The sequence below is a fragment of the Allotamlana fucoidanivorans genome, from assembly GCF_006265225.1.
GTDB lineage: Bacteria > Bacteroidota > Bacteroidia > Flavobacteriales > Flavobacteriaceae > Allotamlana > Allotamlana fucoidanivorans.
Genome location: NZ_VDCS01000004.1, coordinates 262,207 through 284,661 on the forward strand (window position 1 = coordinate 262,207; position 22,455 = coordinate 284,661).

The following is a 22,455-nucleotide window of genomic DNA, read 5'->3' on the forward strand; positions in this document are numbered from 1 at the left end:
GGTTATATAATTCATCACGACCATCTTCGTAATAATGAATAAGCTTCCAATTTCCCTTTCTAATAATACTAGAAGGTTCTCCACCTTGATTTCCATAATGTGGATATTGCTAAAATAAAGCTCTATTAGCCAAAGAGTCTCCTTTTATTAACGGCACTAAACTAATTAGAGTTAAGTCTTTTATTCCCCTTTCGGGTTATTCCTCAGTTCCATTAAAGCCTGTGTTTTCCCCACTAATTCTAATTTTAGCTTTTTTAATTCTTCTTGCAATTCTTTGACGTCTGTTGGTAAATTTTCCTCTTGTTTTTGTTCAATTACTACAATGTCGAGGTTTTGTTTCTTAGAGTTGTTCATATACTCCTCATAATAGTATAAAGGCAAATTTGTAGGCTTGGACTCCAAAGTAATTTCGTCAGACTCTAGGCCATCAACATAAGCCCTTACTTTAATGGAACCTGATTTCAGAGTAGTTTTGATTAACGCTGTAGCAATTCCAAAGGATGATTTTGCTGGGTTCGCCATATTACTTATTCCTCCAATAACTTCTGCTGGTCCTTCAACTTCAAAATACACATAATCTTCTGCCAATACTTTTTTTGTTCCATTTTTATCTACAATAGTTGCTCTAACAGGAATAAAATCAGAACCATTAGCGACTAAATCCAAGCCCTCAGCATCAATACACAATTTCAACTTTTCTGAACGTTGGGCGTACACCTTCACTTCTTCAGTTATCTCCTTTCCTTCTATAAAACCTTTTACAATCATTTTGGGAAGCTCTTTTTTACCTTGAGGGCCTCTGGTTGTGACTTGCATCAAACTAAAAACGTTTTTAAAAATAAATGGTGGATGTGGTAATCCTTTGTATTTATCATCTCTACTAGGCTTTTGCATACCATAGTCCTTACCTAACCATGTTAATTGAACTTCATCACAATTGCTAAAAATGACCACATCTGAAGGTGATAATTGTGTTAATTCATTTGTTATGTATATCATTGGTCCCGTGGTAACCTTATCTGTCCCTTTTATTTTATAGTTAGGATCATTTTGACTTTGGTACAGGTAATAGGTATAACGTGGTAAGCGTGCCACATTCAAATGACCTCCCCAAAAGGGATCGGGATGGTAGCCTCTTTGGTGGTCAATACCCGCCCACATGGCGGCACCAATTCTAACTTTACCTGTTAGGTAACGTTCTGCCAATCGCTCGGCTTGCCTTAAAGATTGATCTAACATAGCCTTCTCACCCCATTCACGCTTAACCCTTACTATGGAATTTTGGGAATACCAGTCATCTACTTCATTACCATCACCAAACTCCCTGTTGAATGAGTTTATGTTTGTATCATAACCGTGATAATACACATCCAAGCCTCCTTTTTTAGCTTCTTCATAATCAGTTACCGTATACATGCCTGGGAATGGATATTCCGCATGGGCTGCCTTATGCATATTATTCATGACATGGCCTGGCTGTGAAGGGGTTTCATTGAGTGCTGTTTCCCAAAGCAAAATGGAGGGTCTGTTTCTATCCTTTCTCACCAGGTTTCGGGAATCTTCGTAGAGGCGCTCTTCAAAAATTTGTTCCTTGAAATTAAAGAAATGCCAACCAGGATTGGCCGTTGTGGTAATCATTCCTAGCTCATCACACGCATCATAAAACGCATCATCTTGAGGATAGTGTCCTACGCGAACGATGTGGCTTCCACCCTCCCTTAACAATTTTACATCTCTGTAATGTGCTGAATTTGGCAACGCATTACCCACATACATATAATCTTGATGTCTATTTACACCAATAAGCTTTTTCCCTATGGGCTTTTTATTTATAAATAAGCCTTCAGCTCCTTTCATCTCATAAAGCCGAATGCCAAAACGGGTGCGTAACTGATCTACTTGCTTTCCATCAACAATGATCTCTGTTTTTATAAAATGTAAATAGGGATCTTCTGGATGCCAGAGTCGCACATTTTTTGCAACAAGTTCTTCTACTAACTGCTTGGTTTCATTGGGTTTTAACTTTATTTTTTGGGTTATGGTTTTTAGTTTCTTTTGCTCCTGATTTTCAAGAATGGTTTTTACAATAATATCTTGTGACCTTTTGGATGCGTTTACAATTTCGGTTCGCACCTCTATTTTAGCACTGTTGTCTTTAATATCTAAAACCCCAACAAAAACACCACCTCCAGCTTCTGTATGGCTAAGTTCTTTAAAAGTTACATGAGTAGGATTTGTTTTAATGAAATAAACATCTCTATAAATACCTCCAAAATAGCTAAAGTCAAGTCCCGATTGATTTTTTCCTGGTGGATAGAGCTTACTATCACTATTATCAGCCATGACAGCTATGACATTTTTACCTGTGGTCACTATTTCCGAAATATCTACTACAAAAGGCAGATAACCTCCATAATGTTCTGCAACTTGTTGACCGTTAACCCAAACTTTGGCCACACCCATGACAGCTTCAAAATAGATATACATCTTGTCTTGAAGATCATCCTTTTTTACTTGGAACTCTTTGCGATACCACGCAATGCCTTGATAATTTCTGCCTCCACTAGCGTTTTCGGGCAATATCTCTAGCCCGTGTGGTAAATTGGCAGCCAACCAATTGGAATCATCAAAACCTATTGAATAGGCATTTTCTATATCTCCTTTGTAAAATCGCCATCCAGGATTGAAATTATAAACTTTGCGGTTGCTACCTTCTACTGGATAAAAACCTGCCGTGGAAAACTGCGGGTTTTGAGTAAAGCTTATATTAAAAGTTATAAGTAAAATATAGAAACAAAAAAGTGTTTTCTCATGTGCCATAGAAGATAATCTCTTTAAATCGTTTTCGGTTAACATTGATTAGAATATACTTATTGATGAAATTAATCAATAGAGTAATGAAAAAAAAGGGGGGCGGTTATTTCCTTTATAAATTATTTGACAGAAATGTTGTTATTATCTCCATAAATATCAGACATATTAATACCCTCTGTTTACCGTGTTGCCAATACCTTTAGAATAACCCTCTGTTTTATTAATACTCCTTTTCAGTTGTAACCATATTTAAATTTTTCTTACTGAATTTGAATTCAGATAACTACTAGAAAAACTCTCAACCTAACCGACGGGATATAGCTTAGTAAAACAATATAACCTATTAAACATTGACCAAAAAAACTTAATCTTTTAAATTATCATTTTCAATATTTTGATACTGCTGCATTTCTTTCTTAACAAGTATAGGTGTTCTAAAGCGATCCATTCTGTCGGTATCGTATTTTTCAAATTGCTGTTGAAGCATCCAGAGTGGACGTTCTAAAGTTAATTCCCACGCAAAAAGTTTTTTGAACATGGCTCTTAGCCTTTCGGGTTCTTGTGACGCTAAATCTTTCTGTTCCGTACTATCTTTTGTTAAATCGTAAAGTTCAGCCGGTCTATCAGCAAAACGAATTAATTTCCAATCATTGTGTCTATAAACGGCTCGTGCTTCCTTTTTCCAAAACATATCTTCATGAGGTCTGCCTTCCTTTTCCCCATTAACATAAGGAACCAAATCAACGCCATCAATATCTTCAAGTTCTGACATATTTCCTCCAGCAGCAGCATAAAAAGTAGGCAACCAATCTAAGGTACTTACAGGATAGTTATAAACAGTTCCTGGATCTAACTTTTTAGGCCATTTTATAAGATAAGGCACTCTAATTCCGCCCTCTAAGTGATTAGATTTTGTTCCACTTAAAGGCAAATTTAATGACGCATTTTTATCTGTAGGTCCGCCATTATCATTTGAAAACACAACAATTGTATTCTCGTCTAGACCTAACTCTTCAAGCTTAGCCATTACTCTACCACAAGCTCTATCTAAAGCCAAGGTCATGGCGGCAACTTCCTTTCGTTTACCTTTTAAATTAGGAAACTTGGCCAAATCTTCTTCAGTAGCCTCCATAGGCGTATGAACCGCATTAAAGGCTAAATAAATGAAAAAAGGATTATTTTTATTACGCTCAATAAAAGCAACAGCTTCATCAGCAAAAACATCTGTTGCGTATCCATCTGGCTCTTCATAGTTTTCAAAATTACGCTCCATTTTATTGTCCTTATGAACCTTTTCCAAATTCTCATAACCGAAATAACTTCTGGCTCCTCCCCTAAAACCATAAAACTCATCAAAACCTCTTTTTAAAGGATGAAACCTATCAGCGTCACCTAAGTGCCATTTGCCATAAGCTGCATTGGTATACCCCAAGGTTTTTAAATAATCTGCTATTGTTTTTTGATCTAAAGGCAAGCCCATATCATCCCCTAAGAATTTAGAACTAGGACTCATATAACCAGGAACATTTATCTCTCCATAACCAAATCGCTGTTGGTATTTACCTGTTATCAACCCTGCTCTTGAAGGGCCACAGGTAGCATCGGTAACATAACCTTGAGTAAATTTAATTCCCGAAGCAGCAAGCTTATCTAAATTAGGTGTTTTCATTACAGTGCTACCTTGAAATCCGAAATCACCATAACCTGCATCATCAGCAAATAATACAATGATGTTAGGTTTTTCTTGAGCATTGATAGGGAATTGACAACTACATAAAGTTATCATTATGAAAAAAAACAAAAGCTTTTTCATTATATGTGTTTTAATCATTAAACAAATATGTTACCGTTCTAAATTTTATGGATTTACTACCCATAAACTCTCTCTTTTATTAAAATTAAATAATTCATAATTAGCAAAGGAGACTTCTTCTAAATGAGCCAAATCCTTTTTCTTCATTATAGATATTCATTAATTGTTTTACAAAGTTAGAAGGTATTAACTATTAAGATTAGACAAAATTTATCCTGTAGCGAATCAATTTTATCCAAATTTACTAAAAAGAGAGGCTAAAAATAATAGTATTGAAGTTTCAAAAAAAACACATCCTTGAACCGTAATCTGGTCTTATATTTTACACGATTCTATCAACCTTAATTTGACTTAAAGACCTTAAAAACTAATGTTTAATTTCCTTGTTTATTATTTATATCTTTCCTGTTCTCATATTATTCTTCAACCAAAAACCTCATCGAAACTAGGTCTTACTCTCGTAATTTAAATAATAGTCACAGCAAAAAAAATTTCATATCTATTATTGAAAATACAATATTATTTAGATTTCATTTTCTATTTCTTCTAAAGTCTTCCCTTTTGTTTCTGGTAATTTTTTCAAAATAAACAGAAACCCTAAAACACATATACCACTATATATATAGAAAGTTCCATAAGCACCTAAAGCTTCATTTAAAAGAGGAAATGTAAAAGTTAACATAAAACAAGCTATCCATAAGGCAAATGTTGCTAAGGACATAGCAATTCCTCTTATTTTATTAGGAAAAATCTCAGACAGAACCACCCATGTAATTGGAGCCAAAGACATAGAGTATATACCAATTGCCGTAATCACTAAAATAAGTACTGGTAGTCCTTTAAATTCAAAATAATATGTAGTCCCTAAAACTAAATAAACAATAGCAAGTCCTAAAGACCCCAAAAGCATTAGTTTTCTACGTCCCCAACTATCTACAGTTTTCATAGCAACTAAAGTGAATATTAAGTTTACACTTCCCGTAATTACAATATTAAACAACATATCACCAACACTATAACCGGCCGCCGTAAAAATTTCTTGTGCATAATTAAAAATAATATTAATACCACACCATTGTTGAAAAACAGCAAGTACCAGACCTATAATTAGTATTCGCTTAACCTTAGAACTTTTAAAATCAGATAACGAAGGCTTTTCAGCACCTGAGTTTTGAAATGTGGATTTGATACTATTTAGTTCTTCAAAAGCATAATTATTACCGCCAATCTTTTTTAAAACCGCTAGTGCCTTTTCTTCCTTATTAAACTTAATTAAAAACCTCGGGCTCATAGGTATTAAAAACATCAAAACAAAAAATAAAATGGCAGGAACCAATTCGGCTAAAAACATAATCCTCCAACCGGTTTGTCCATTCCATGAGTGCAGCAATTCTTCAGGTAAAACAGATTCAGGAATGGGCTCTGCTATTAACCAGTTTACAATTTGAGCCGCCAAAATACCAATAACAATAGAAAGCTGATTTATAGATACAAATCTTCCTCTAAATTTAGCTGGAGCAACCTCGGCAATATACATGGGAGATATAGTTGAAGCCAACCCAATACCAATACCACCTATAACTCTATAGATAATAAAAAAACTAAAGTTATCCGCTAAACCCGTCCCTAAGGCTGAAATGGTAAATAGAACCGATGCTATAATGAGTGATTTTTTTCTACCCAGTAAATCAGAAATAAAACCAGAAAGAACAGCACCTAAAACACAGCCTAATAAGGCACTACTCATTGCCCAGCCCTGCATCGAAGAATTGTTTGCTATTTGAAAAAACTGTTCATAAAAAGGCTTAGCCCCTCCAATAACAACCCAATCATACCCAAATAGAAGCCCTCCTAAGGCTGACACTAAAGATATAGCCGTTATGTATTTATAATTGAATGCTGTGTTAGCCATAAATTAAATTTTTAGTCTTGATTTTCTAGAATTTCGTTTTTCGCAACACCAAGATGGTGCTCTTCTAATTGCTTAACAGCACTAAAATATTTGGTCGCACTATCAAAATCTTGTTTCCCTTTGCTCCCCAATGCCATCATGTAATTACAATGCACCTTATTCTTTTTATTCAAGTCCTCTTCCCAAACCATTAAATCTGGTAAAGACACCGCAAAATAATCGACTCTTATGTCATCATTTAGATGTGTTTTTCCGAAGTTAATTAATTTATCAAATCTAGAATGAGCTGCCTCAGGATTATTCAATTTTAATAATGCCAACCCTTGGTAATAGATTGTATCTGGTTGTTGATCGTTATAAAACCAAGCAATTGCAGGATCACTTAAACCTTCAGAAGCCAAAGTCCAATAGAAATTTGATTGTTCAGTCTCACCTAATTTTTCGTAGGCACAGCCTAAATAATAATCAATTTCATTTTCTTGAGCTCCTGTTAGTTTGCCTTCTCCAAGATTATGTGGAAACACTTTAGATTCTTGCAAATATTTAATTGAAGTTTTGTAATCCTCTTTATTATAGGCCTCCTGCGCAAGTCCTAGTAAACTATTAACATAAGCTGTAGTAACTTTGCCTTCGCCTCCTTCCCATGGATGAAAAATTCTATTTTTTAACAAATTATAGGCTTTTAGATAATCTTTTGTCAAAATATGTAGATATACATATTCAATGTATAAATCGTCTCTTTGGTAAACTAATTCACTATGGGCTTGATACATGTCTATTCTAAAATCTGTAGCTTTGCCAAGCAATTTATACAATTGATCTAATTCCATAAAAACTCTAGCATCAGATTGGTCTAAATTAAATGCTCTTTCCATAAATTCAAATGCTCTATTTGCATCCTTTAACTTATTGTAATAAGCTAAAGCCAAATTTCTTTGAACCGTTGGAAAACCAGCAAAATTTGTAACTGATAACTCCCAAGAAGTTATGGCCTCATCATACTGCCTAAAATTGTACCACAGGTTACCCAAATAATAAGGTGCTTTGGATACTTTTGGATTTAATTTAATTACATTATTTAACGCCAGAACTGCTTCTAATCTATTGGGAAAGCAATAGCTAGGATCACACTTTTCAGCCGCTTCAATGGTTTTTACTGCCTCTTCAATATTACCAGACAGATTTAGAAACCATGATTTGTAATATAACGCCATTGGATATATTACGTCTTGTTGACCGATACCGAGATCAAGTAACTCGATGGCCTCGCTGTAAAGGCCAGCATCAGCATAGTCTAATGCAATTTCAATATAATTATGAATATCAATGCGCATTAAACTTTTTAATGGATCAATTGCTTCTACATTTCCTAAAAGGTACGATTCAAAATACATCCCGAAATTAAACTTATCTAATGTTATGGAATCGTTTATTAAAGCTAATGCTTCACTTGTTCTACTCAGGTTTCTAAGTATGGCGACTTTTAAATGTCTAGCTTTATGATTATGCCAATTCCGCACTAAGGATCTATCAACAGTATCTAATGCTGAAGTATAATCTCCTTTTTTCGTATCGAGTAAGGCTATTTGAAAATACCCCGAATCCATATAGGCCGAATTCCAAACAGATTTGTAAAATGCATCATAAGCTTCTTCTAGCTTTCCTTGGTACTTTAATGACAATCCTAAATTAAATAGAGGTTCTCCATCATAAGGGTTAGGGTTTCTTAAAATCTGTCGTTCATATGCTTTTTGAAAATAGCTTTTAGAAGCTTCAAATTGACCATTTCTTAATAACCACAATCCCAGAGCATTATTACATCTAATATCTTCTGGGTCTCTGCGTAATGCTTCTTTATAATAAGGTATTGGACTATATGTTGCATGCCTATACTGCTCTAAATGCAAACCGTTTAAATATAGCTCCTCATTAGTCTCAATCGCTTTTGGATCTTTAGCTGGTTTTGCCGCCTCAGGAATTTCAGCCTCATTTTGGGTTTCAACCTTCCAATCAATTAAGGTAATCCCAGATTCTGAGCGGACAGATATTTGATAACCGTTTTTATCTAAATTCTTATCAAATCTAATCTCATTACTATATACGCTTGCTGGTTTTAAATTGGTAACCTCTTCAAATAAAACCTTTCCTTTGTAAGTAATTTTAACAGTCGCATTCTTAAAAACACCTGTACTATATACTTTAAATGCCATCAATTCCCCTAAAAATTCCAAGTTAACCATAGCATCTTTGGAGGCATTTTTTATGACACCTAAATCTTGGTAAGGCATAAAATACTGAGTAAATGTTTTTTCCTCATACGGCATTAGCCAAGAAAAATCAGGTTGATTGTCTGTATAGACACCGCACATCAATTCAATATACGGACCATTCTCATCTGTGAGGTTTCTATCCCAGGCTTTACCAAAATCGCCACTACCCCATGTCCATTGTTTTTTCCCAGGGGACACATGATGATTTGCTACATGAAGCAAGCCGCCTCTTGAATCGTGTTCATAACCACCAACAAAGTTGTAATTAGATTTTATGGCCATGTATGACGTTGGAACGGGAATGTTTTTGTAGCGCGAAATATCAGTACCTGGAGAATAATCAAACTTATAGTACTCACCTTTAGCAATTGGAAACTCTGACACGTCTCTTTTTCCATGATCGAAAACGGCATTTACATCAGGGGGAAACACAGATTGATAGTCATCATTTACCGCAACAGCCGGATTTGCCCACCATAAAAAACTTTGTGGCTGGGAAGTTCTATTGTACAATTTTGCGTTAATTTCCAAATAAGCTTTGTTTGGATATAATCTAAAACCTGCCATACCCTTTGTTCTAGACATACGTTCTATTTCACTACACCAAACGGTCTTACTACCATCTTCGTGTTCCTCGATAGAAAAATCTACTGGACTATAAGTACTAGGTCTATGGTGTTGTGGCCAATTAAACTCAATACCTCCTGAAATCCACGGTCCTGTTAAACCAACCAAAGCGGGTTTTATAACCTCATTATGATAGACAAAATGCCTGTTTTTTATTTTATCAAAAGCCATTTGAACTCTTCCTCCAAGCTCTGGCAATATCATAATCTTTATGTAGTCGTTTTCTAGATAACAAGCAATCCATTCTTTATCTATTTTTTCATCGCTTATTTTTTCCACAACAGGATAAGGATATACCTTACCACTACTTCCTTGATAAATTCTTTTTTCTAAAAAAATTGGATTCTTTTCAGGCGAACCAACTTCATATGTTGGTATTACTACTTTTTCAGACCAAACTTTTACTTCCATTTTTATTACTAATAAATGATTATTTTACTTAGATATCTTTATTTCAAACTAAACTACCATGCAAGAAATAAAACTAAACCTCTAAAGACATTACACCTTGATTAAGACTCACCATCTGCAACTCAAAATTAAAATGAAATAGAATTGTTGTAAAATTACATACATTTACAACTTCAAAAAATAGATGATATTATGGATTTAATGGATTATATTCTTATTTCTCCATGAATATAGTTTTATAAAAACAAATAGATTGAACAGAACACACTCAAACCAAACGCTAATAATAGTCAATAGCCAGCCAAGAAACCTTGTATAAATTCTGCTAAGACCAAAAAAGCTTTTCTTTACTAACTTAAAAGAACGCTCCATAACAAAGAAACACATCTAACGGTGTCACGTTATTGCTTAATAAATCTTTTTATTGTTGTTTGATTCTCCAATTTTAACTTGATATAATAAATACCACGAGAAAAATTACTCACATCAATACTCCTATCATAATCCATACTTTTTCGGGATAATATTATTCTTCCCAAATTATCAATAATATCAATATCAACTTTATCATTTCTGAACACCCCTTCTAAATTGATATATAGTGATGTCTCTGCTGGATTGGGATAAATCTGAACTAGATTTAAGTCTCCTTGATTTTCAGGTATCATTAGTGCATCGCCATTTCTTGTAGCTTTTATTCTTGTCACTACCCAATTCGGATCAGTGCCTCCTTCATCTGAAAACTCAAGTGTTAATTTTCCATCTATAACATCCACATCAAAAACTTCATTCAAAAACTGTTTAGCATCTCTATTTATACCCGTTTTCTGAACAACACCTTCGGCCTTTATTTGCATATTATCACGTGCAATCTCCTTGTCGCCCAAGGTGATTACAACCTTCCAATTACCATCTACCACCCTTGCTTCAAACACTTTCGCATCGGCAGAAGTCACAAAGTCTCTATTTAATGCGTTAACACCAGGCTCTGCACCTCTGTCTAAAGACTCCAGTCCGGTTGAATCTACCCATCCAAAATTAATTCCAGTGGTAATATCTGAAACTCTTGTATAGTCAGTAAACACAACAGATGACGGTGTACCTAAATCAAATAAATATTCAATAGCTTCAGAAATTTCAGGTAATATATTAGCACATGGAATCGTTGCATAAACCATTACTCCGGTATTATAATATAATCGATCATTAATGGTATTATAATTATAACTAGCACTAGGGTTATGAGCATCTTGACCATCAAAACGCAACTTAATATTACGCCTATAAATATTCTTATTAGGCACAGCACATCGATAATCATCTAGATAAAGTCCTATATTTTGAAACGGAATACTAGGAGCATAAGCTGGTCGTGGCTCCTTAAACTTAAAACTTAAACTGTTCGGGTCCTCAAAAAGACTTAATGTAATGGATTGGCTTCCTGAAACACTAGCCGCATCGCCTTTTTGAATATCAACATTTTTGCTACCAAAAAACATGTTTCCTGTGTAATAACACCTGTAGTCACTAAACTTCTTATTAGTAATATAAGCATTCATAACATTTTGGAATCGAGGGTATAAATTAAACCAATCGGGATCTATTTTCGTATTCCAATTATCGACGGTTAGGTTAGTTTGCCAATTTGACAAGCCTATGTCCTTCAACATACGTCCTATATAATTACTCTTATCATTTGACACCGGATTAGTTGTTAAATAATCCATAGCTGTGTTATAGGTTGAGATTGAAGTTCCACTTCTTATGCCTGTATAAGACTCCAAAACAACATTTCTAAGTACATCATGACCAGCTCCTTTATTTGTTTTAATAGTTTCCCATCCTGCTTTGTAAAATACATTTTCTTCTATTGTTTCTCCGCCATCCACGTCATCAGAAAAAAACGCAGCTCTACCCAATAAAGAAGGCACACTCATAAGATGATGCACAAAATTATGCTTTAAAGTATTTCCATAAGTCCAAACAGCATTACCTGTATAAATAGCCCCACCATCCCCTTCTTCAATACCTACATTGAAAATTTCATTTCTTTCAAAAGTATGATTGAAACCGCTATGGGTTATGGGCTGCCCATTCATATTATGCACTAAATTATTTATAAACTTATTACCCTTACCGTTTACACCACATGCTTTACCGTAAAAGTCCTTTGAAAAAACTTGAGTAAAGTGACAATTTTCAATACTATTATTTCCTGGGGGACTAGATTTAGTTGGCTTATTGCCACCACCATACAACCTTGTTGCATTTGGAATATCATAAAAATCACAGCTTAAAACCTTACTATTAGAGACATCATGCCAAAAATTTAAGGCAGTGATTGGTTCAGCAATAAACCTAAAACGTACTCCAGCCACTCTAATATTATCACTTGCACCCTCCACGTTTATTGCACCATCACCATTATTACCACTTCCTACATTTTGAATGGTTATTTTCTCTATTGTAATGTCGTTGGCATTATTAATTTGAAAAAGTTGAGGTCCTGCCCAAACGCCTATCTTAGTAGATGCATCTAAAATTTCATCAAACCAAACATATAACCTGTTATCATCAGTATCAAAATACCATTCCCCAGGCTCATCTAATTCACATAGCATATTATAAATAAAAACACGCCTTATCTTACTATTGGCACCTCCACTAGCAAGCCCATACCTAGAACCATCTACTAATTTAATCTCCCCACTACCAGATGCTACCGAAAAAACCCTGTTAGTTTCTTTTAACCAAACAGCTGTAAAATACCCTCGAACTCCTACTCTTTCTGTTCTCGCAGCTTCTGCACTCCATTTAGAAAAGTCTGGTGACGTTTCTAACAATCTAAACGCTCCCCCTTTGGGATTGGAATAATCTCCCAAATGTGTTTTCGAAGCATTCCATGTTACCTCACCGCTTGTATTGATTGTATTATTATTAAAGGTAGCATATCCAAGATTTGGAAACCTAGCTAAGGTTTTCATTTTATCATTTATTGAAATTTGAGCAGTTGATTTTGTTAATAATGCTATAATCTGGTTATCAGTAACTACAGTAGACTTTATACGTCCTGGACTCGCTGCGCTAGCATGCAGTTTACCAAGTAAAACTGGATCTACAACATCGGTAAACCCCTCTGGGTCTATAAACTTGCTTCCATCAAAAATCACCAATTCATCATTATAGCCGCTAATTTTTAGACCACTATCTTGACTATCAAGGTTACAAGTGGCATCATAGTTATATCTTCCTCCTCGAATCCATATTCTTTTAGCACCTGTAATCCTGGCTCTATCTCGCGCGCCAATTATTGTGGCTAGAGGACTATCTACGCTCCCTGTATTACTATCACTACCTGCTTCAGAAACAAAAATTTCTGTTACTTGAGCACTAGCATAACTTGATAATATAAAATATAAAATTAAAATTGTATATGAGTATTTCTTTTTACGCATTAGTATTTTTAGTTTAGTTATGGCTTCTTGATGCACAGAGCCAGACATTATTAATTTAATCATTTTGTAATGACATCATCATATTACCTTAGCCTATACATTTAATTAGATTCACTAAAACTCTACCAACAAAACCTGAGCATGGTTATATTAACTCACCCTATTGATAAAGCATGACCAAAGCTATCCTTTCAAAGTTAAATACAAATCACACTTTTCAAGTAGACATATTTCTCTATGTAGATAGTCAATTTGTTCCTCAAACAAACTTTTTATCCTTCCCCCTTGTAAAAAAGTAGATCTCAGTGATATTCAGAATATGGGTTTACCCATTTGTATTGTATTCATATTTTGTTTCTTTCTAATCTTATTTTTTTATTAACCCTAGATTGGTCAAGCATAGTTTAACAAAAAGATTTATACAATAAGATATTACGTATGCTTTACACAATTAAAGCTTCCCTGTTATGATATGCCCTCTCCCTAGGTTACTATGCAAATACGCTCCATTTTAAAATAGCATAAAATTTTTCTTTAAATCACAAATGCATATTATATATTTACGAAGCTCTATAATTAGCGGTTAATGCATAAAGCAAGATTTTATTTCTCTAAACCATAAAAAATTTTTTAATTTTTAAAGAAATACTTTTTTATACTCGATATATGGGTTTTAAAACTATCTTTAAAAAGACAGAGACCTTTAAGTTCATTTAATTTCACTAACATCTATAATATATTGGTCAGTTGAGGTTGATTTTCTTTTTCCGAAAACCTATTTATTGACCTCTTTGTTGCCTTATACCAAGTAACATAAATACAATGCTTTCAATAAAAGTCCTCCAAGACATATTAGATTTAATGCAACTGCATTTGTATATAATTAAAAACAATAAATAACTTACAGCATTATTTTGAACACATTTAGAATTTATAATCAAATAGATTTACTAAATTATAGCTTAGATGATTTTTAATAATTTAATGCATTATATTCTTATGTTACTATGAGTCGACATTACAAAAAGGACACATTTAAGGGGCAAAAGATGCTAGTCTTACATAAAAAAGCAATAAAAAAAATTAAAAAAAACGCTATTGCTAAGCATTTATATGTTACAGACATTGGCTATTTTCCTAAAGCGCAATTTCATTATCGCGAACGAAAGGAAGGTTGTTTAGAATATATTCTTATATTTTGCATTGATGGATCTGGTTGGATTGAAATTAAAGGTAAAAAGTACCATTTAAAGAATAATCAATACTTTATTATTCCAAAGTTAGAACCACATAAATATGGAGCCAATGACTTGAATCCGTGGTCTATTTACTGGTTACATTTTAATGGTAATCATGCAGATCACTTTGTTAATCCAAATAATTACCCAAGAGAGCTATATACTCTCGAGAACTCTAAAATGAGTGATAGGGTTAAATTATTTGAAGACATTTTCTACACACTAGAAGAAGGACATTTTACAAACAATATTGAATATAGCAACGTATTACTTACCGCTCTCTTGGGGTCATTAAAGTATTTTTCTCTTTTTAGAAAATCTAAACTAGTTAAAGGCAAAGATCCTATATCTAAAGCCATAAAATATATGAGAGATAACCTGAACAAGAAACTTGACGTAGAAACTATTGCTTCATATTCCGAGTTATCTGTTTCTCATTTTTGTTTGCTGTTTAAAAAAAGAACGCTACATACACCCATAGAACATTTTATCTTTCTTAAAATGCAACGAGCTTGTTATTTACTTGACTACAGTTCATTAAAGGTTTATGAAATTGCTGCGTCTGTTGGCTATGAAGACACATATTATTTTACGCGGGTATTCAAAAAAGTTATGGGCGTTTCTCCTACTTCTTTCCGAAAGAAAGGTGTAACTGAAAATCACTAAAAATTGAGGCTATTGATTCTAATGAGCTTCTAAGAATAAAGTTTCAATAACATTTTCATCGTTGAGGGTAATAGAAATTTTAGAATTATTGACACTTAAATCTCTAATGATTTTAGTAGCTTTTTTTTGTGAAAAATGTTTAGCAGACCCTTTAACCATAAGTCCATAAACATCATTATCTTTAACAGGTTTACTTACGGTCACGTAAGGTAATGCTCCATACGGAAATAAGGTATGTGATTTTTGTTTTCCTTCATACCCAAAGTCCGAGACCTTAATTTGATCATATCCCTTAATGCTTTTAATGAAGCTCATACCATTTTTATTTGAAATACAGGCATAATCATTTTTTGATTGCGTATTGATACGATCAAACTCTGTTCTCCCTAAAGCGTACCCACCTTCATCAATATAAATATTTTCATTATTTGAACCAGAAAGCACTTTATGAAACCTTAAATGTATTTCACTTTTAACTATAATAATGGTACTTATAATGACCGTTGCATTCTCAATTGTATATTTATAAACACCTCTTAAAATTGGCACCCCATTAACCTTAAAGACGTCTGATGTAATGTGGATTGGAAGATAAATTTCTGAACCAGTTTCATTACCATTTTTTAGGTAAAGCATATTATCACAACTCCTACCTGTACAATACCCTAAATGACTATGATACGCAAATCTTCTATACTTACTTGCGTAGTTTAATTCAAGATCTTCACTTAATTTCTGTATATTTTTTTTATGAGGTCCTGTTCTATATAAAATGGTATGCCCTGTTTTCTTTTTACCATGAACCACCCAATTTGGCACTTGTTCTATAATATCATAACTATTAATTTCTATGGGCAATGGAGATTCTTTAACCGCAAATAAAGGGTCATCATCTTCTAATAAAAACAAGGCACCAATTGACATTGTACACCAATAGACAGAGCCAGGGGCGCTATAAAATTCTCTAGAGGCGTGACTTGCATTTCCAGATATTTTTTGTTCAACTTTTCCTGTTTCCGGATTAACCCCACCATTACCTAAATAATAATTAAAATGAAGCCTAATTAAACGTCTGAGTTGCCCCGTAGGTATTGAAACCAATCCTAGTTTATAACCCAATATAAAAGATACTAAACGGGCAAACTTATACAATTGACTTCTACCATAATGAGGATAACTGCCATCTGCACCATAGAAATAAACCTGCTTGGTCAAAAATGTTTTTGTTCGCTTTTTCCATTCCGCAAACTCGGGTCTACTGTTCTCTCCTTCCATGAGCATAATATACATCAGGTGCGAATGAAACACCCAATTATTATAATCATCAAAAACGTTTTCGTTGTTTTGGTCTGAATACCAGCCTTCGCTTCTATACAAGGTTTCATTAAAAACCAATCTTTCTTCAAGCAATGACGCATCATAAGACATATCCATTGCCTTTAACGCTGTTAATCTTACAGCATCAAAAAGTGCCCAATTGTTGTACCGCTTTTTATAATTAACCCCGTTAAGCCACGATTCAATTTGTTTCTTCTGTTGCAAACTTAATTTAGAATTAAATCTATCTTTGGCCAACCACAAGGCCCAACCAACATTAGGAGCATCAACGGGGTAAATCCATGCTGATTTATCCTCAAGGTTCCAACCTTGTTTTAACCCCGGATCTGTACCATTAATTACGGCTTCTAAAAAGAGGTCTTGAATATCGATCTCAACACCGTTATATCGAACTTTAGATTTTCTTTCAGGATTTGACAACCAACCCCCAAAAGCAAACATCATTCTTAATGGTCCTTCTGGATCTTCTTGCCCTCCCCAGTTTTTTTGAGGACCTTCACCAGTAAACCAAGCTTTAGATGACGATAAATTTCTCTGATAATATTGCAATAGTAAAAACCAAAACTCTGAAATTGATTGGGAAGTTAATTCTTTAAACCTAAAATTTCCATTCTGAATTTGTGCAAACAAACTTTCATAAGGCACTAGCCCTGTAGCTCCTATGGCCAATAGCGAATTTTTAACAAAATGTCTTCTTTTCATGAAATCTATTATCTATTTAGCAACCATTTTGTAGATTTCACTACCAGCTAGAAGAAAAGCTCCTGCACCATACTCTTCACTATCATCATAGGAAACCGAATCTGGTCCGTAGCCAACACGCTGTACATAACCCACTTTACCTGTAGGGTGCACACATTTAACTAATACATCCCAAGCTTTTAAGGCAGTCAACTTATACGCCTTTTCATCTAAGTATCCCTTATTAATACCCCAAGCTATAGCATAACAAAAAAAAGCGGTTCCACTAGATTCAATACCTTCAAAATCCTTTTGATCTAACATACTTGCTGTCCAGTAGCCTTTCTTATGCTGACTATTCTTTACCGCAGCACACATCTTTTTAAACGTTTCTTCGTAAAAATCTCTATTTTTATAATCTTTGGGCATTGCTTCCATCACTTTAACCAAACCACCTAAAACCCAACCGTTACCACGAGACCAAAACACCTTTTTCCTATTTTTTGATTCTTTTTCAAAAAAACGGTCATCTCTATAATATAAATTCTCTGTAGTGTCAAATAAATAATTATGAGTTATCTCCCATAATTCGTCCATTTTATCTAAGTATTTGGTTTCTCCTGTTACCTCAGCATATTTCGCGAAAGTTGGTGGCGCCATAAACAAGGCATCACACCAACTCCACCAACTCCACCAGTATTTATTATTCATAAAAGTAACATCGGGTTGTTTAGGATGCCTGTCAAAATGTGCATTTAAGCAAAACTCAATATCGTGAAGTATAGCCTTGTCACCTGATATTTCATACATATCGAGATACATGTGCCCAATAGCTAGAACATTGGCATCCCAGGGGCGAGGTCTAATACCCCATTTGTAAGTTTCCCCAACCTCAAACATCGCTTTAAGATATTTAGGATCTTTATTTACTTTATAAAAGCTTGATAGCCCTGAATAAAATGCACCGTAATCCCAAACCCAAAGGGCTTTATCGGTAGGATTTTCTAGCTGCCAATCAGCGACTTTCTCCATAACCGACATAACGTTTTTGGCATCTGGCTGCTCATCTTTGTTCTGGCCAATAAGAAAGGCCAAAAAAGATAGTATTACAAAGATTTTGCTATACATGAATTCTACTATTTAAACTTATTTTGCTAACCCAGACATTTTAAACGTCCATGCGTAATTACATGGAACCTCAGAAGCTGTTAGCGCAGGCACCTCAATAACAATATTTTTTCCTCTTTGCTTCCAGCTTAATTTTTTATCATAACCCAATAATTCTACCTTAGCTCCAGATTTTAGTCTCACATCCTTTACTACCAATTGTCCTTTAGGGTACACTGGACAGATGCCGTAAAGTGCATCATCCTTTTTTGTAAAGAAAATTTCTTTTGTTGCAAAACCTTTGTCAGGATTAACAGTTAATTTCATGACGTCATATTTTACTTTATAACGTCCACGTTTAGCATCTTGAACTTTACCTTTGGTCCACTGGCACGTATTTTCCCAAAGTGTAGTTCCATAGATTGCCTCTCCGTTTACAGCCAACCAATCACCCATTTCTAATAAACGCTCTTGCATGATAACAGGTATTCTTCCATCGGCTGTTGGTCCAATATCTAAAAGAAAATTCCCGCCTCTACTCACAATATCAACCAACATATAAAGGAGTTGCTGTGTTGAATTATAGTCCTCAAAGTTTTCCGTTTTACTAAACCCAAATGAGTGTGCCATACCGCGATTTTCTTCCCAAGGCACATCAGCGTTAGGTAACCCAGAACCATATTCAGTTGTGTAATACCCACCATGCTTATGTCTAGTTTCTTTTCCCCAACGGTCGTTTATTACGACATCATTTTTACTAGCTGAATCATTATATAACCATGACAATAATTCTGTTGCCTTCCAGGTAGTATAAGGATAATCCCATTCTCCGTCAGTAAAAATAAGTGATGGTGCATATTTTTCAACCACGTCCTTGAACTGTGGAATCATATGATTATCTACAAACAAGTTTACATCATTTGTATAAAGGGGATTAAACCATTCATATAAGGAATAGTAAATTCCCATCTTAACATTTGTTTTTCTCACTGCTGTAGTCAATTCTCCTAACAAATCCCTACCTGGCCCCGAATTAGTTGAACTCCATGGCCTTCCCCACGATTTGTCTGCCTCTTTACTTGGCCATAAGGTATAACCATCGTGATGCTTAGAGGTTAAAACCACATATTTTGCTCCTGACTTTTCAAAAATATCTGCCCATTGTTCAGGATCATACATATCTGCTGTAAACAACGGCACAAAATCGGGATAAGTGAAGTTTTCTCCATACACACGATTATGAAATTCATTAGTCTCGTTATATCCATTACTAACCCTATCTGGATTGACTAAATTCATCCAATACCATTCTGAATATGCACCAACTTTTGAAAAGGCTGGTACCGAATATGGCCCCCAATGGATAAATATTCCAAATTTAGCATCGGTATACCAAGAAGGTATTGGCCGGCTATCAATAGATTTCCAAGTAGGCTCATACTTTTGCTCTTGCGAGAAACTTTTAGAACCAAAACTTACAATTATTGCAAATATTAATATTACTTTTTTCATTTTTTTTAATCATTTAAATATTTACTTCGCTATATCAATTTTATTATCAACATATAAAAGGAATTATGCTTAAGTATTAACATGACTGTTTGCCTTAGGGTTTTATATAGATGAAAAAACTTAAGCGTTTACCCTTATTTATCTTTCTGAACAACCTTTAATTTCAATGCTTTCTCTTAAGCGAATATCTTCAGACGACGCGCCAACCATTATTTCGAATATACCTGGCTCAAGTACAAAATCCATATTTTTATTGTAAAGTGATAAATCATCTTGATTTATTACAAAGTTTACAGTTTTTGTTTCACTAGGCCCTAATGAAACTCGCTCAAAACCACGTAACTGTTTCTCATATACGGTAACACTTGATGTTTCATCTGAAAAGTATAATTGCACAATTTCATCTCCCTTAACTTTACCTGAATTTGTAATATCTACTGAAACAAAAATCTCTCCTTTTCTGTCTTTAATATGAGACTTCACCTTTAAGTTTGAATACTTAAATGTTGTATAACTAAGTCCATAACCAAATGGATACAAAAACCCACCGACACGTGTTTTTCCAGACCCATTAGGCCCATTAGCTGGTTGATCTGCCTGTGCTCCTGGTTTTGACGGAAAATTCATAGGAATTTGACCAACTGTTTTAGGGAACGATATTGGCAATTTCCCTCCAGGATTATAATTACCTACTAATACATCTGCAATTGCCGATCCTCCAAATTTTCCTTGAAACCAACCTTCTACAACCGCAGGAACATACTTATTAATCCAATTTATTGTTAAGGGCCTTCCATTTATTAAAACAATGACCACCGGCGTACCTGTACTATAAATTGCTTCAACTAACCGCTGTTGATTACCTGGTAATTCTAAGGATGTTCTAGATCTAGATTCTCCCACAGTTTCCTCATCATCACCAACCACAACAATGGCAAGGCCAACCGTTTTAGCCATTTCAACAGCTTTATCTATTTCTTCTTGATCTGAATCACTTGGCTCTGTTTTTAAAATTTCACTATCTGGCCAATTTGCATCAAAAAAATCACATCCTTTGGTATATTTAACCTCAACATGCTTTGGGAATTTTTGTTTGATACCTTCATAAACAGAAACCACTTCGATATTTGATGGCCCGTATCTGCTAACAGAATGATTTATTGCCTTAGCATTTGGCCCCGTAACTAATACTGACTTGTATTTATTAAAATCCAGAGGCAACATATTCTCTGAATTTTTTAATAAAACAATAGATTCTAAAGACGATTGATAGGCTATCTTTTGAAACTCATCATTAGATACAACCTTATCCGCTTTATCAAATTCATCCCCATAAGGTTTATCAAAAAGACCTTGCCAAAATTTCACTCTTAAAATATCACGAACACGATCATCAACAGTTTGCATGGAAAGTTTACCTTCTTTTACCAATTCCCTAATAGGTAAAATATAATCTTCTGGCATGGTAAAGTCTGTTCTTATATTTAATCCTGCGTTTACAGCTTGCAGAACAGCCTCTTTTCTATTCTTGGCAGTGTGGTGTTTATCCGCAATAAACTCAACTGCCCTACTATCAGACACCACATATCCTTTAAACCCCCAAGCATCTCTAAGAATATCTTGTAAAAAATAACTTGAAGAGGTCACTGGAACACCATTATAATCATTATAGGAACTCATAACACCCAAAGCTCCAGCATCTTTTATGGCTCGTTTAAATGGGTGAAGATATAACGCAAATAACTCTCGCTCCGTAATATGAGCATCTGTTCTAGCATGACCATCACGACCACCTTTTGGTGCACTATAAATTGCAAAATGCTTTGGGGTTGCTACTACCCCTTCTTTTTGAATGGCCTTAACCATATTATAACCCAATTCTCCAACTAGATAAGGGTCTTCACCATAACACTCTACTGTTCTACCCCACCGGGGGTCTCTTGCTATATCTAAAATAGGAGAATATACGTTGTTATATCCTAACAATTTTGCCTCCTGGCCTGTTATTCTACCTATCTGACTGACTAAATCCTTATTCCATGTTGACCCAACACCAATTTGTGATGGGAAGCTTGTTGACTTCTCATGACACAAGCCTCTAATGCCTTCGTTTGTGAAATCTACAGGAATTCCAAGTCGAGTTTTTTCAACAAAAAAACGCTGAATTTCATTTACAGCTTTTAAATGATTAGATGGTGGCCACGCTTTATCTGTGACAGATCTAGGATGATAGGCCAAATTATTTAACTGTTCATCTATATTACCAATGCCATCTTTCCATATTTCTTTTTCCCAAAGAGGGGTTGGTAACTCATCTTTCAACACTCTACCAAAACCATATAGTGTTGCCATCTGACAACTTTTTTCTTCCAATGTCATTTGAGACAACAAATCTTCAATTCGCTTGTCGACATGCTGTGAAGCATCTTCATATATATCCTTTTTTCCATTTTTATTAAAATCTACCCACGTTTGGTGATATATACTGCTAGTGCTTGATGTAGCCGAAGTAATCCTTCTAGAACTTTTTTGAGCTTCAACAGAATTAGAACAACACAATCCTATTAAAATAAAATAAAATAAACGTAACCTCATATTAAGCATTTGATAA

At 34.5% G+C, this 22,455-nt stretch carries 10 protein-coding genes; 1 reads left to right on the forward strand and 9 read right to left on the reverse strand.

Translation table 11 applies throughout. From position 1 onward, the window contains the following. Positions 1 to 180: 180 nt before the first annotated feature. From FGF67_RS05530 to FGF67_RS05550, 5 genes are all read right to left on the reverse strand, one after another. On the reverse strand, positions 181 to 2,856 hold the full coding sequence (locus FGF67_RS05530) for a glycoside hydrolase family 2 protein (protein WP_139695524.1): 2,676 nt from the start codon (positions 2,854 to 2,856) through the stop codon (positions 181 to 183). A 322-nt stretch (positions 2,857 to 3,178) separates the two neighbouring features. Then, a complete protein-coding gene (locus FGF67_RS05535) occupies positions 3,179 to 4,627 on the reverse strand; it encodes a sulfatase (RefSeq protein WP_139695526.1) in 1,449 nt (482 codons plus the stop codon). A 523-nt stretch (positions 4,628 to 5,150) separates the two neighbouring features. Beyond that, the gene (locus FGF67_RS05540; RefSeq protein WP_139695528.1) at positions 5,151 to 6,539 is read right to left on the reverse strand and encodes a sugar porter family MFS transporter; all 1,389 of its coding nucleotides are present in this window, start codon (positions 6,537 to 6,539) and stop codon (positions 5,151 to 5,153) included. Between the two features lie 11 nt (positions 6,540 to 6,550). Then, entirely contained in the window at positions 6,551 to 9,847 is a 3,297-nt protein-coding gene (locus FGF67_RS05545) for a DUF5107 domain-containing protein (RefSeq protein WP_139695530.1), read from the reverse strand. Positions 9,848 to 10,248: 401 nt separating this feature from the next. After that, positions 10,249 to 13,365, reverse strand: coding sequence for a T9SS type A sorting domain-containing protein (locus FGF67_RS05550; protein WP_139695532.1), 3,117 nt, complete (start codon positions 13,363 to 13,365; stop codon positions 10,249 to 10,251). A gap of 944 nt (positions 13,366 to 14,309) precedes the next feature. On the opposite strand from FGF67_RS05550, the gene FGF67_RS05555 reads away from it, so the two are divergent. Then, positions 14,310 to 15,206, forward strand: coding sequence for an AraC family transcriptional regulator (locus FGF67_RS05555; RefSeq protein ID WP_139695534.1), 897 nt, complete (start codon positions 14,310 to 14,312; stop codon positions 15,204 to 15,206). Between the two features lie 18 nt (positions 15,207 to 15,224). On the opposite strand, the gene FGF67_RS05560 is transcribed toward FGF67_RS05555, so the two are convergent. The 4 genes from FGF67_RS05560 to FGF67_RS05575 all read right to left on the reverse strand — a co-directional run bounded on the left by FGF67_RS05560 (position 15,225) and on the right by FGF67_RS05575 (position 22,439). Beyond that, positions 15,225 to 17,246 (reverse strand): DUF2264 domain-containing protein, encoded by a 2,022-nt coding sequence (locus FGF67_RS05560; protein WP_139695536.1) that lies wholly within the window; start codon positions 17,244 to 17,246, stop codon positions 15,225 to 15,227. A 12-nt stretch (positions 17,247 to 17,258) separates the two neighbouring features. Continuing rightward, positions 17,259 to 18,353, reverse strand: a complete 1,095-nt coding sequence (locus FGF67_RS05565; protein WP_139695538.1) for a glycoside hydrolase family 88/105 protein — start codon at positions 18,351 to 18,353, stop codon at positions 17,259 to 17,261. Positions 18,354 to 18,371: 18 nt separating this feature from the next. Continuing rightward, positions 18,372 to 19,844: an alpha-L-fucosidase gene (locus FGF67_RS05570; RefSeq protein WP_139695540.1), complete on the reverse strand. Its 1,473-nt coding sequence runs from the start codon at positions 19,842 to 19,844 to the stop codon at positions 18,372 to 18,374. Between the two features lie 138 nt (positions 19,845 to 19,982). Continuing rightward, positions 19,983 to 22,439 (reverse strand): glycoside hydrolase family 3 N-terminal domain-containing protein, encoded by a 2,457-nt coding sequence (locus tag FGF67_RS05575; RefSeq protein ID WP_139695543.1) that lies wholly within the window; start codon positions 22,437 to 22,439, stop codon positions 19,983 to 19,985. Between the last annotated feature and the right edge of the window lie 16 nt (positions 22,440 to 22,455).

What these genes read in the sequence shown, in the direction of transcription:
- FGF67_RS05535 (WP_139695526.1), bottom strand. Translation starts at nt 4,627, where the DNA reads ATGAAAAAGCTTTTGTTTTTTTTCATAATGATAACTTTATGTAGTTGT.
- FGF67_RS05540 (WP_139695528.1), bottom strand. Translation starts at nt 6,539, where the DNA reads ATGGCTAACACAGCATTCAATTATAAATACATAACGGCTATATCTTTA.
- FGF67_RS05555 (WP_139695534.1), top strand. Translation starts at nt 14,310, where the DNA reads ATGAGTCGACATTACAAAAAGGACACATTTAAGGGGCAAAAGATGCTA.
- FGF67_RS05550 (WP_139695532.1), bottom strand. Translation starts at nt 13,365, where the DNA reads ATGATTAAATTAATAATGTCTGGCTCTGTGCATCAAGAAGCCATAACT.
- FGF67_RS05530 (WP_139695524.1), bottom strand. Translation starts at nt 2,856, where the DNA reads ATGTTAACCGAAAACGATTTAAAGAGATTATCTTCTATGGCACATGAG.
- FGF67_RS05570 (WP_139695540.1), bottom strand. Translation starts at nt 19,844, where the DNA reads ATGAAAAAAGTAATATTAATATTTGCAATAATTGTAAGTTTTGGTTCT.
- FGF67_RS05560 (WP_139695536.1), bottom strand. Translation starts at nt 17,246, where the DNA reads ATGAAAAGAAGACATTTTGTTAAAAATTCGCTATTGGCCATAGGAGCT.
- FGF67_RS05565 (WP_139695538.1), bottom strand. Translation starts at nt 18,353, where the DNA reads ATGTATAGCAAAATCTTTGTAATACTATCTTTTTTGGCCTTTCTTATT.
- FGF67_RS05575 (WP_139695543.1), bottom strand. Translation starts at nt 22,439, where the DNA reads ATGAGGTTACGTTTATTTTATTTTATTTTAATAGGATTGTGTTGTTCT.
- FGF67_RS05545 (WP_139695530.1), bottom strand. Translation starts at nt 9,847, where the DNA reads ATGGAAGTAAAAGTTTGGTCTGAAAAAGTAGTAATACCAACATATGAA.